Genomic DNA, 11,873 nt, shown 5'->3' on the forward strand with positions numbered 1-11,873 from the left:
AGCATTCCAGAGGCCTGAAACGATGAAAAGAATCGCCTGCCTGATGCTGGCTGCTACCGCTGCTTGCGCGTGGCTCTCGCTGCTGCCGCTTCCTGCTCGGGCAGGAGTGATCATCCATGGCACACGCGTGATCTACCCCATGCAGCAGCAGGAAGTCGTGGTGCGCCTGGAGAACAAGGGGCCACTTCCGGCGCTGGTGCAAACCTGGCTGGACACGGGCGACCGGCATTCGACACCGGCAACAGCACACACACCCTTCATTCTTTCGCCACCGATCTTCCGCATTGAACCGCGCCAGCAACAAGCCTTGCGCCTCCGCTATGTTAGAGGCGCCTTGCCGACCGACCGCGAAAGCCTGTTCTGGCTGAACGTGCTGGAAGTACCTCCGCTCGCCGCCGACGCCGCACAGAAAAACCAGATTGAATTGTCGTTCCGCACCCGTCTGCGTGTGTTTGTGCGTCCGCAGGCATTGCCCTACCCAGTCGACAGCGCCGCCGAAAAGCTGCAATGGAAGCTGGTAGCCCATGAACAGGGGTTCGCCCTGCAAGCCACCAATCCTACGCCGTACCATATTTCCCTCGCCTCGATTGAGTTGCTGAGCGGCGGCAAGCGGTTCAGTAAAGCTGCAAACAAAGCCGTCGATGACAGCCTGCTGATGCCTGCCGGCGACGTGAAACTGTTTGCGCTGCCCCTGCTACGCCATCAGCCGGTCGATACGCCTACGGTCGAGTTCAGCACCGTCAGCGATTTTGGCGCCCGAGTACCTCACTCGGCCCGCCTTACCCTTCATCCGCAGGATGATCGATAACATGCCGGCCACCACCCGCTCACACTTACCGCTGCAGTGCATGGCGTTGATGCTTGCGCTGTTGACCACGCTCACCGCGCAGGCGAGCGTGATCATCAACAGCACCCGAATTGTTTACCCGCAGGACGACAACGAGGTGAGCATCAGGCTGCACAGCAAGAACCAGGCACCGGTGCTGATCCAGGCCTGGCTGGACAACGGCGATGAGTATTCAACGCCGGATCTGGCGACAGCGCCCTTCATTCTCACACCGCCGATCTTTCGCATGGAGCCAGGCAAGCAACAGGTTGTACGCCTGGCCTACACCGGCGAGGCCTTGCCGTCGGCACAGGAAAGCCTGTTCTGGTTCAACGTGCTGGAAGTGCCCTCACGATCGCATGGCGGCCAACCGGGCGATCAGTTGCAATTCGCCTTCCACTCACGAATCAAGTTGTTTTGGCGCCCGTCGAACTTGCCTTACGGGGTCGAGGCAGCGCCTGGAAAGCTGCTGTGGCGGTCTGTCTCGACCGAGCAGGGCCTGGCGCTGGAAGTGCTTAATCCCACGCCTTACCACGTGACATTCGAACGCATCGAAGTGCGGGTGGCAGGGCGGCGTCATGTCCGAGAACCCGCAGCGTCGAGTGCCGAGAACATGGTGACGCCAGGTGGGCGCGCCCGCTTTGAGTTGCCTCGCCTGCCTCCCCCGATGGGCAGCGCTGCAAGCGTGGAGTTCCAGACGCTCGACGACTTTGGGGTCAAGACCCGCCACAGCGCAGAGGTCTCTCCATGACAACCGTTCTTATGTAGCAATCCCACTGCGCCTTATCGAACACACCTTAGGTTGATGCCCATTCAGTGGGCAGGGACGCCCTGTGCCGAGATTCGGGGAGCCCGGTTTATGGAAACGTGAAAAATGAGTTTGTACACGCCCGCCAGGCTCGCAAGCCGGCCCCGTTTAAAGCAGACGATGCGTAGCTTGCTGCTGGTGAGCGGCGCCCATGCCGTGGCCGCCAATAGCGCAGAACAGGTCGAGTTCAACCCGGCTTTCTTCGCGGGTGGCCGGGCCAGCCTGCAGATCGATATTGCAAAGTTCGGCCAAGGTAACGTCGTGCTACCTGGCAACTATCGCACCGACATTTATCTCAACGGCCAGTGGATCGGGCGTGAAAACCTAACCTTCAGCGCGGTCGAAGGACAGCAAACGGCGCAGCTGTGCCTGGAGCGCGATGCGCTGCTCAGGTTTGGCATTGACCTGGATTCCAATGAGCTCAAGCAGGCCTCCCACATGCCGTTTGCGCGCTGTGCGCAGATCGGGACCTATCTGCCGGGTGCCAGCAGCCAATTCGATTCAGGCGAAAACCGCCTCGACCTGCAAGTGCCGCAGGTTTACCTGGCGCGCAAGGCGCGGGGCTATGTCGACCCGCGGCACTGGGACAGCGGGATCGACGCCGCCTTTGTACGTTACAACGCCAATACGTTCGCCACCCAGGCCGGTACGCGCACACTCGGCTCCAGCTACCTGGGCCTGAACACCGGACTCAACCTTGGCGATTGGCACTGGCGCCATACTGGCAGCTACAGCCATTCAGAGGTCGCCTCGGGTTATCAAAGCAGCGCCACCTACGTGCAACACGAAGTGAGCCGGTTGCAGTCACAGCTGATGGCGGGTGAGATCTACACACCGGGGGAACTGTTCGATAGCGTACGTCTGCGCGGTGCCAGCCTGTTCAGCGATGATCGGATGCTGCCCGACTCCCTGACCGGGTTTGCGCCGGTGGTACGTGGCGTTGCCGAGACCAACGCGCGGGTCAGCGTGCGCCAACGCGGCGTGCTATTGGACGAAGTATCTGTAGCGCCCGGCCCGTTTGTCCTCAACGATCTGTTCCCCACCGGGTATGGAGGCGACCTGAGCGTCACCATTACCGAGGCCGATGGCCGCCAGCGCGAGTTCATCGTGCCGTTCGCCGCCAACGCCAACCTGCTGCGCCCCGACCACAGCCGCTACGCATTGAGCGTTGGCCAACTGGATGAAATAGGTCTGCATCACCCCCCCACGTTGATGCAGGCCACTTATCAGCAGGGCCTGAGCAACCTGCTGACCGGGTACACCGGCGCGACGATTGGCGAGGACTACCAATCGCAGTTGCTGGGTACCGCGTTCAATACCTCAATGGGTGCGCTGTCGTGCGACCTGACCCATTCGAACGCCCATGTACCAGGTCACGGGTCACGCCAGGGGCGAAGCGTACAACTGCGCTACAGCAAGAATTTCACGGACACCGGCACCCATTTCGCCCTCGGGGCTTACCGCTACTCCACTGAGGGGTTCCTGAATGTGGGCGATGCGGCACACGTTCGTGACTTGGCCATCGACGGGCTGACCCCGGATAACCTGTCGCGGCTACGCAACAGGATGGACATCAGCCTCAACCAGAACCTGAGCAACGGCTCCGTGTACCTGACCGGTTCTTCGCAACACTATTGGAATCGCGACCATGGCAACCTGACCTTCACCACCGGGTACAGCGGCACGTGGCGGGGCCTTCACTATCTGCTGAGTGCACAGCGCAGCCGTGATCTGCGCAGTGAACGCGTGGACAAGCAACTGGAACTCACCTTGAGCCTGCCATTGGGCAGCCACGCCCACTCGCCGACCTTGACCACCACGGCCTATCGAGGCGGTCAAGGCAGCGGTGAGCGCGCCAGCCTGGGTGGGAGCGTGGGCGAGCGCGGTGAGTTCAGCTATAGCGTCAGTGCCAACCGGACCCAGGACAGCAACAACGCTACCAATGCCGACATGAAATACCAGACCAGTCAGGGCGTACTGTCCGCCAGTCATGGTCAGAGCAGCGCGTACCGCTCCACATCGCTTGGCATGACCGGCGGTATTGTCGCCCACGCAGGCGGTGTGACCTTCGCCCCAGAACTCGGCGATACCCTCGGCATCGTCCAGGCGCCTGACGCCCAAGGCGCACAAATCAATGGCAACCACAGCGCGAAAATCGGGAAAAGCGGCTTCGCGGTGGTGCCCCACCTCACACCCTACCGCCAGAACATCGTGGAACTGGACCCCAAGGAATTGTCCACCGACGTGGAACTCAAGACCGCCGCCCGGAATGTCGCCCCGCGCGCCGGTGCAGTGGTGCAACTGCAGTTCGAGACGCTCAGCGGCCAGGCCTTGTTGATCACGGCACGGCGCGAGGATGGCAGCCCGCTGCCGTTTGGTGCGGATGTGTTCGATGAGGACGGCGCCAGCGTCGGGGTTGTCGGGCAGGGCGCCAAGGCCTTCGTCCGGGTGTCTCGCCCGCGGGGGAAGTTGACGGTCAAGTGGGGGAGCAGTAATTCGGCGATGTGCCGGATGCGCTACGAAGTGGAAGCAAAGACGCCAGCCAAGGACTCAGCTCGATTATTGCAACTGGACGGGGGCGCTTGCGAGGTCGTTGGCGATCTCATCGTGCAGCCATTTGCCAATGATCTGGCCAACTTGCGCTCATCGTGGAACTGAAAAATGAAGCACTCTATTCAATTCATTTCGACCCTACTGGTGTTCAACCTGCCCATCGCTGCTCAAGCGGCGTGTGACAGGTATCAGAACGCCACACTCACCCTCACCCTTCCTTCCACAATCACCGTGCCGGACAGTCTCCCGGTGGGCGCTGAAATTATCATTCGGGAATTCAGTGGTACGGCGCCCGCTTTTACCGCGTATTGCAGCTCCACTTTACTGACGATCATCGGGCGATACCAAGCAAGGGTTGCAGGTTACCCAAACATCTATCAGACCGAGGCTTCAGGTGTGGGCGTACGCTTGCGCATCCGAGATGCAAGCGGACTCTATCCTTTCTTTGCCATGATTAACCAACAAGTCCCATACAGCGGCCCCTACACCAGCTTCACGGCCGCGGAGCTGAGGTTCCATAAAGTCGGGCCGGTAACAGGCCAGACAGTGCCCGCCGGAAACATTTGGGTGAGGCGATGGGATAACCACCCAGAGAGTTTCACCCTGAGACTCGGCAACCCCGTGCGCTTTGTCAGCCCCGCCGCCACCTGCGACCTGGCGACTGGCGACGTCAACCGCACGATCACCCTCGACCCCGTTAAAGTCAGCACGCTTCAAGACGCCACTTACGCAAACCAACGTAACTTCGAACTTACTGCAAACTGCGCACACGCATCCAACGTCACTTTTCGTTTTTCCGGAACCCCCGCACCGGGCAATGACCGGCTCTTCGCCAATACGGGCAGTGCCGGTGGCGTTGCCCTGTGGCTGTACTCGCGAATTGGCGGGGGTATCCAGAACATTCTCGCCGACGGCACCGAAAACACGCGCACGGTGCCGGTCTCGGGCGGCCGCGCCGTGTTGCCGCTCGGCGCGGCCTATCACCAGAACGGCACGGTCAGACAAGGCACGCTCATCGCCACCACCACCGTCAGCATCACCTACAACTAAAAACCTGAGGATTATGGAATGAGGATTCGAGTCCTGCCCCTGCTGCTGGTAATCACCGCGAGCCTGGCCACCACTGTGGTCCATGCCGCGACTACGGGCACCTTGCGCTTTACCGGCCAAGTCAATGCCGGTACGTGCAACCTGGCTGCCGGCGACGAAAACCGTACCATCACACTGCCGACTATCAAGATTTCCGACTTTGGCGCGACTTCCAGCGCGGGCGCGTTCGATTTCGAGATCTCTGCCGATTGCGAATCGGATTTACGCAACGTGATTTTCCTGTTCGCAGGCACCGCCTCAACGGGGAACGCCGCGCTGTTTTCCAATACGGGGACGTCAAAGGGTACTGCCCTTCAACTACTGCACCGCGCCTCTCCCGCTTATGCCATTCCTGCCAACGGTACCCCCGCCCAGCGCAGCCGGACCATTGCAACGAGCAGCAACAAGGCCGTGATCCCCCTGACAGCGGCGTATCACAAAACCGGCGCAGCGATCACCCAAGGCACCCTGGCCAGCGCAGTTACCGTTTCGATCACCTACAACTGACCGAGCTTGGGCCCACGATCACACGGTAAGCGCGCAAAAAAATGCCCAGCCTTTGCAGGCCGGGCATTTTTACGTGTCCCGGAAAAGTCAGGACTGACTGGTTGGCGTCGGGGTTACCGGCGTTGCAGTCGGGGCAGCAGCAGGCGTCGGTGCCGACACCGAGTTGGCTGTCGAAGCAGAAGGCGCCGTGGTTGCGGGCTTGGCGGCAACAGCTGGCTTAGGCGCTGCTGGTTTTTTCGCTACAGCTGGCTTCTTCGCAGCAGCAGGTTTTGTTGCCGGCTTGGCCACCGGCTTCGCGGCAGCAGGCTTGGCTGCAGATTTAACAGCGGCTGGCTTGGCGGCTGCGGTTTTGGCCGCGGGCTTAGCGGCCGGTTTTGCGGCGGCCTTGGCTGCTGGCTTAGCCGCAGGTTTGGCAGCCGCTTTCGCAGCCACGGGTTTAGCGGCAGGCTTGGCAGCCGGTTTGGCCGCTGCAGTTTTGGCGGCGGGTTTAGCAGCCGCTTTTGCCGGGGCCTTGGCCGCTGGTTTTGCAGCTGGCTTGCTGGCAGCTTTCACCAACGGTTTGGCGGCCGTTTTGGCCGCAGGTTTGGCAGCGGCGGTTTTAGCGGCAGGCTTGGCAGCTGGTTTAGCGGCAGCCGCTTTCACTGGAGCCACTTTGGCACCGGTGAGTTTTTCGATTTGCTTGGTCAGGGTATCGACCTTGCTGTGCAGGGTCTTCAGCTCAGCTTTACTTGGCACGCCCAGGCGCGAAATAGCACTGTTGAGGCGCTTGTCCAGAGCCCCTTCGAGTTCGCCCCAAGTACCCAATACCTGCTTCTTCGCATCACTGATGCGCGAACCGGCAGTCGCTTTAGCAGCGCCTACTTGTTTACCCACTGCGCTCTTGGTCAACTTCTCGGCCTTCTCGCCGTCTTTAACCAAGGTCTCGAAGAGTTTGCTGCCGTCACTGTCGATCTTCGAGTAAACGCCTAAACCAGCCAGCCAGATCTTGCGGGAATATTCTTCAACTTTCCCGACCCACGAGCTGCCTTCTTTCTGAGTAGTCTTTTTAACAGCCATCCCGATGTCTCCTTAGTGTTTACGCGCGACACGTTCGAGCAATGCCGTCAGCTCTTCGAGCTTAGCAGAGAGTGTCTCAACGTCATGTTTAGACGCAATGCCAATTCGATTCAAGGCACTGGCAACGCGAGTATCAAAAGCTTTTTCAACTTTATCCAGCTGAACTTCTACCAGACCTTTGACCGCGGAGACATTACTCTTTACTTGATCAATCTGACTGTTGGCCGCATCAAGTTGTTCCACTGCAACTTTTTTGCCTTTACTTTCAATATGTTGACCCGCTTTAACCAGCTCTTTGAAGTAGTCGCCGCCCTCGCTGCCGACCTTCGCGTAGGCACCAAGACCCGCTAACCAGATCTTGCGGGCGTAGGTTTTAACGTCACTCAAAGCGCCGGTCTGAGCATCGATTTTTTTCTTCAGGATAACTTTGGCCATGGTGCACCTCACGCAGAATAGGGGGGAGGAACGGCCCGCAGGAGTTGAGGGCTTGGGCACAAAGTAGGCTGGAAAATTAGAATCGGCACCCTAAGTACTCGCGGATCAGGCCAAGGCTTTATCCAGGGCTTTCTCGATTTCGGACTTGATGGTGCCACTCATGGCCGACATCAACAGGCCCAGTTCCACATCAATGCGCAGCGAATCCTCCGCCACTAATACCGTGCCTTTAACCCCTGACCGCTTGAGGTTCAAGGTATCGCCAGACCACGAAGGCTCCAGGCCATATTGCTCCTGGAGTTTGTGCGCCAACTTTTCGGCCTTTGCGCGTGCCGCTTCTTTACCCAGGGAATGCGCACGCTCAACGGTTATACGGGCCATTGCAATGACTCCTCTTTAATAGGGATTTGAATACCTTGAATGCGGCAAAAGGTCTCGGTGCCCGCCTATCTTACCTGCAGCCTTGCCAAGACAAAGCAGGCCTTGGGGATTATCATGTCCCGCATTCTCTTTTGGTGACAGCGATATGACTGATCAGCGCAAAGGCAGCGATGCCGAACCCACCACTCACTTCGGTTTCAAGAACGTCCCGGAAAGCCAGAAAGCGGAAAAAGTCGCTGAGGTGTTCCACTCCGTGGCGGCCAAGTACGACCTGATGAACGACGTGCTCTCCGGCGGCATGCACCGCCTGTGGAAGCGCTTCACCATCGAGCTGTCGGGTGTACGCACCGGCAACCGCGTGCTGGACATCGCCGGCGGTACGGGTGACCTGGCGGCCAAGTTCTCCAAGCTCGTCGGCCCTACCGGCCAGGTGGTGCTGGCGGACATCAATGGCTCGATGCTCAAGGTCGGCCGCGATCGCCTGCTCGACAAGGGCGTGGCCGGCAATATCGAATTCGTCCAGGCCGACGCTGAAAAGCTGCCGTTCCCCGACAACCATTTCGACTGCGTGACCATCGCCTTCGGCCTGCGCAACGTGACCCACAAGGAAGACGCGATCCGCTCGATGCTGCGCGTACTCAAGCCGGGTGGCCGCCTGTTGGTACTGGAGTTCTCCAAGCCGACCAACGCGCTGATGTCCAAGGTCTACGACACCTACTCCTTTGCCTTCATGCCGTTGATGGGCAAGCTGATCACCAATGATGCCGAGAGCTACCGCTACCTGGCCGAATCGATCCGCATGCACCCCGACCAGGAAACCCTGAAGTCGATGATGGTAGAGGCCGGTTTCGACCGTGTGACCTACCACAACATGACCTCGGGCATTGTCGCCCTGCACCGTGGCATCAAGCCCTGATGCTGCTCAAAGGCCTTCTCGCCAGCGTCGAACACGGCCTCAACCGTGTACTGCGCCTGGACAGCACCGCCCTGGCGCGGCTCACGCACTTGAACGGCAAGGTCATCGCCGTGGACTGCACCAGCCCCGCCCTGCAGCTGTTTATCCTGCCCAGCGATGAAGGCCTGTTGCTTGCCACTCAATGGGCCGCTGAAGCCGACTGCACCCTGCGTGCACCGGCCACCAGCCTGTTGCACCTGGCGCTGAGCCGCAACAAGACCGCCATCCTCCACGGCCCCGAAGTGCACCTGGAAGGCGACAGTGCGGTACTGATGGACTTGGCTGCCGTGCTCCAAGACCTGGAACTGGACTGGGAATACGAGCTGTCACGCTGGATCGGCCCCGTCGCCACCCAGCTGATCAGCGGGCACCTGCGCAGCCGCACGCGCTGGTACCAGCAGGGGTTCGCCAGCCTCAACCAGAACCTCGCCGAATACCTGAGCGAAGAATCGCGCACCCTGGTCGGAGAACGCGAAGCGCAAGCGCGCTTTCGTGAACTCGACAAGGCCAAAATCGACCTGGAACGTCTCGAGGCCCGCTTCGAGCGCCTGAGCCGTTCCCTTGATCCAAGCGATAACGCATGAAGCTGCTCGCCGTCCGCCGTTTGTTCCGTATCCAGCACGTCGTAATCCGCTACCGCCTCGATGACCTGCTGTTCGCCCTGCCTTTGCCATGGTTCCTGCTGGCCGTGCGCTATGTGCTGCCGTGGCGCTGGTTCCCGCGCAAGCAACTGGAGCTGAGCCGGGGCGCGCGCCTGCGCCTGGCGCTGCAGGACCTGGGGCCGATCTTTATCAAGTTCGGGCAGATCCTCTCCACGCGCCGCGACCTGCTGCCCGAAGACATCGCCGACGAACTGATGCTGCTGCAGGATCGCGTGCCGCCGTTCGATTCGCAGCAGTCGATGAAGCTGATCGAAGAGCAACTGGGCAAGAAGATCAGCGAGGTGTTCAGCCGCTTCGACGTTGAACCGCTGGCCTCGGCCTCGGTGGCGCAAGTGCACGCCGCGCAGTTGAAGACCGGCGAAGAAGTGGTGGTGAAAGTGATCCGCCCGGGCCTCAAGCCGATCATCGGCCAGGACCTGGCGTGGCTGTTTATCCTCGCCCGCGCCGCTGAACGTTTCTCCGCGGATGCGCGCCTGCTGCACCCGGTGGATGTGGTTGCCGACTACGAAAAAACCATCTACGACGAACTCGACCTGCTGCGCGAGGCGGCCAACGCCAGCCAGCTCAAGCGCAATTTCGAAGGCTCGCCGCTGCTGTACGTGCCGCAGGTGTATTGGGACTGGTGCCGCCCGAAAGTGTTGGTGATGGAGCGCATCTACGGCGTGCAGGTCACCGACCTCGCGACCCTGGCCGACCAGCGCACCGACATGAAGATGCTCGCCGAGCGCGGCGTGGAGATCTTCTTCACCCAGGTGTTCCGCGACAGTTTCTTCCACGCCGACATGCACCCCGGCAATATCTTCGTCAGCACCGTCAACCCGTGGAGCCCGCAGTACATTGCGATCGACTGCGGCATCGTCGGCAGCCTGACCCCGGAAGACCAGGATTACCTCGCGCGCAACCTGTTCGCCTTCTTCAAGCGCGACTACCGCCGCGTGGCGCAGTTGCACATCGATTCGGGCTGGGTGCCGGCGGAAACCAAGCTCAACGAATTCGAAGCGGCGATCCGCACGGTGTGCGAGCCGATCTTTGAAAAACCACTGAAGGATATCTCCTTCGGCCAGGTGCTGATGCGTCTGTTCCAGACCGCGCGGCGCTTCAATATGGAAGTGCAGCCGCAGTTGGTCTTGCTGCAAAAGACCTTGCTGAACATCGAAGGCCTGGGTCGTCAGCTGTACCCGGATCTTGACCTGTGGAACACCGCGCAGCCTTTCCTGGAGCGTTGGATGCGCGAGCGCATGAGCCCCAAGACCATGCTGGGCAACTTGCATAGCCAGATGGAACAACTGCCCCACCTGGCCAACATGACCCGCGACCTGCTGGAGCGCATGTCCCAGCCCCACGCCAAAGACCCGGAACCGCCATGGCGCAAGCGCAAGGACGATTGGTTCCTGCGCCTGCTGGGTGCCGCGCACCTGGTCGGTGGCGTGATGCTGGCCATTGGTGGGCCGCTGAACCAACTGGGCCACTGGCCGGCCGGCATCATGGTCGCCGTGGGTGTTTATCTGATCGTGCGTCGATAGCCCATCCGGTTATACACTGTCGCAAATTGCCGGAGCCGAAGATGAAAGACTGGCTGGACGAGATCAAGTGGGACAGTGACGGCCTGGTGCCGGCCATTGCCCAGGACTACAAGACCGGGCGCGTGCTGATGATGGCCTGGATGAACCGCGAGGCCCTGAGCCTCACTGCCACTGAGCAGCGCGCCATTTACTGGTCACGTTCGCGTGGCAAACTGTGGCGCAAGGGCGAAGAGTCCGGGCACGTGCAAACCCTGCACGAGATGCGTATCGACTGCGACGCCGACGTGGTGATCCTCAAGGTCGAGCAGATCGGCGACATCGCCTGCCACACCGGCCGCCACAGCTGCTTCTATCGCGTGTTCGAGAACGGCGAATGGAAGGTTGTAGAGCCGGTGCTCAAAGACCCGCACGCCATCTACTCCGCAGGACACTGACCATGAGCGATACCCTGAACCGTGTGGCCCAGGTGCTGGAGGACCGCAAAGGTGCGGACGCCGACAGCTCCTACGTCGCCAGCCTGTACCACAAGGGCCTGAACAAGATTCTGGAAAAACTCGGCGAAGAGTCCATCGAGACCATCATCGCTGCCAAGGACGCACAAATCAGCGGCGATTGCAGCGATGTAATCTATGAAACCGCTGACTTGTGGTTCCATAGCCTGGTCATGCTCGCCCAACTGGGGCAGCATCCACAGGCCGTGCTGGATGAACTGGACCGTCGCTTCGGCTTGTCCGGGCATGCCGAAAAGGCCTCGCGCCCGTCCGCTTGAATAACTTTTACTAGAGGATTTGCAGCATGGGCATTTTTGACTGGAAACACTGGATCGTCATTCTGGTGGTGGTGGTACTGGTATTCGGCACCAAGAAACTCAAAAACCTCGGCACCGATGTGGGCGAGTCGATCAAGGGCTTCCGTAAAGCCATGAACGACGATGAGAAGCCTGCCGACCCGGCCGCCAATCCGGTGCCACCGGCCCAGCCTGTACACCCGCAGGCCACCCAGCCGATCACCGAGCGTCGTACCTTCGACGTGCAGGCTGAAAAAGTCGAAGAGCCGACCCGCAAAGACTCGTGAGCAC

General features: G+C 60.4%; 14 protein-coding genes. 11 read left to right on the plus strand and 3 right to left on the minus strand.

What is annotated here, in order from left to right; all coding sequences use genetic code 11:
- Window positions 1–22 precede the first annotated feature (22 nt).
- The 5 genes from HDC32_RS22375 (at window position 23) to HDC32_RS22395 (ending at window position 5,783) form a co-directional block, all read left to right on the plus strand.
- The gene (locus tag HDC32_RS22375; protein ID WP_131696872.1) at window positions 23–808 is read left to right on the plus strand and encodes a molecular chaperone; all 786 of its coding nucleotides are present in this window, start codon (window positions 23–25) and stop codon (window positions 806–808) included.
- Window positions 809–848: 40 nt separating this feature from the next.
- A complete protein-coding gene (locus HDC32_RS22380; RefSeq protein WP_184745718.1) occupies window positions 849–1,577 on the plus strand; it encodes a molecular chaperone in 729 nt (242 codons plus the stop codon).
- A 123-nt stretch (window positions 1,578–1,700) separates the two neighbouring features.
- Entirely contained in the window at window positions 1,701–4,292 is a 2,592-nt protein-coding gene (locus HDC32_RS22385) for a fimbria/pilus outer membrane usher protein (RefSeq protein ID WP_184745476.1), read from the plus strand.
- Between the two features lie 3 nt (window positions 4,293–4,295).
- The gene (locus HDC32_RS22390) at window positions 4,296–5,237 is read left to right on the plus strand and encodes a fimbrial protein (RefSeq protein ID WP_184745478.1); all 942 of its coding nucleotides are present in this window, start codon (window positions 4,296–4,298) and stop codon (window positions 5,235–5,237) included.
- An 18-nt stretch (window positions 5,238–5,255) separates the two neighbouring features.
- Complete coding sequence (locus HDC32_RS22395) at window positions 5,256–5,783, plus strand: fimbrial protein (RefSeq protein WP_131696875.1); 528 nt, start codon at window positions 5,256–5,258, stop codon at window positions 5,781–5,783.
- Between the two features lie 87 nt (window positions 5,784–5,870).
- Here the strand turns inward: HDC32_RS22395 and HDC32_RS22400 are convergent, their stop codons facing one another.
- The 3 genes from HDC32_RS22400 to HDC32_RS22410 form a co-directional block, all read right to left on the minus strand.
- Window positions 5,871–6,839: a phasin family protein gene (locus tag HDC32_RS22400; protein ID WP_131696876.1), complete on the minus strand. Its 969-nt coding sequence runs from the start codon at window positions 6,837–6,839 to the stop codon at window positions 5,871–5,873.
- A gap of 12 nt (window positions 6,840–6,851) precedes the next feature.
- Window positions 6,852–7,274, minus strand: a complete 423-nt coding sequence (locus HDC32_RS22405) for a phasin family protein (protein WP_145335905.1) — start codon at window positions 7,272–7,274, stop codon at window positions 6,852–6,854.
- A gap of 105 nt (window positions 7,275–7,379) precedes the next feature.
- Window positions 7,380–7,655, minus strand: a complete 276-nt coding sequence (locus HDC32_RS22410; RefSeq protein ID WP_131696878.1) for a polyhydroxyalkanoic acid system family protein — start codon at window positions 7,653–7,655, stop codon at window positions 7,380–7,382.
- A 145-nt stretch (window positions 7,656–7,800) separates the two neighbouring features.
- Between HDC32_RS22410 and ubiE the strand changes: the two genes are divergently transcribed.
- Genes ubiE through HDC32_RS22440 form a run of 6 tightly spaced genes read left to right on the plus strand, consistent with a single transcriptional unit; the run spans window position 7,801 to window position 11,869 of the window.
- Window positions 7,801–8,571 (plus strand): bifunctional demethylmenaquinone methyltransferase/2-methoxy-6-polyprenyl-1,4-benzoquinol methylase UbiE, encoded by a 771-nt coding sequence (gene ubiE, locus HDC32_RS22415; RefSeq protein ID WP_003171186.1) that lies wholly within the window; start codon window positions 7,801–7,803, stop codon window positions 8,569–8,571.
- A complete protein-coding gene (locus HDC32_RS22420) occupies window positions 8,571–9,194 on the plus strand; it encodes an SCP2 domain-containing protein (RefSeq protein ID WP_184745480.1) in 624 nt (207 codons plus the stop codon). The genes ubiE and HDC32_RS22420 overlap by 1 nt, the downstream gene beginning before the upstream one ends.
- Window positions 9,191–10,795, plus strand: a complete 1,605-nt coding sequence (gene ubiB / locus HDC32_RS22425) for a ubiquinone biosynthesis regulatory protein kinase UbiB (protein ID WP_131696880.1) — start codon at window positions 9,191–9,193, stop codon at window positions 10,793–10,795. Before HDC32_RS22420 ends, ubiB begins: the two co-directional genes overlap by 4 nt.
- Before the next feature lie 41 nt (window positions 10,796–10,836).
- Window positions 10,837–11,229 (plus strand): phosphoribosyl-AMP cyclohydrolase, encoded by a 393-nt coding sequence (gene hisI / locus HDC32_RS22430; protein ID WP_012721796.1) that lies wholly within the window; start codon window positions 10,837–10,839, stop codon window positions 11,227–11,229.
- 2 nt (window positions 11,230–11,231) lie between these two features.
- Window positions 11,232–11,564, plus strand: a complete 333-nt coding sequence (locus tag HDC32_RS22435) for a phosphoribosyl-ATP diphosphatase (protein WP_027605032.1) — start codon at window positions 11,232–11,234, stop codon at window positions 11,562–11,564.
- Window positions 11,565–11,590: 26 nt separating this feature from the next.
- Window positions 11,591–11,869 (plus strand): twin-arginine translocase TatA/TatE family subunit, encoded by a 279-nt coding sequence (locus HDC32_RS22440; protein WP_003171180.1) that lies wholly within the window; start codon window positions 11,591–11,593, stop codon window positions 11,867–11,869.
- Window positions 11,870–11,873: the final 4 nt, after the last annotated feature.

The organism is Pseudomonas sp. JAI120 (genome assembly GCF_014207255.1).
Taxonomy (GTDB): domain Bacteria; phylum Pseudomonadota; class Gammaproteobacteria; order Pseudomonadales; family Pseudomonadaceae; genus Aquipseudomonas.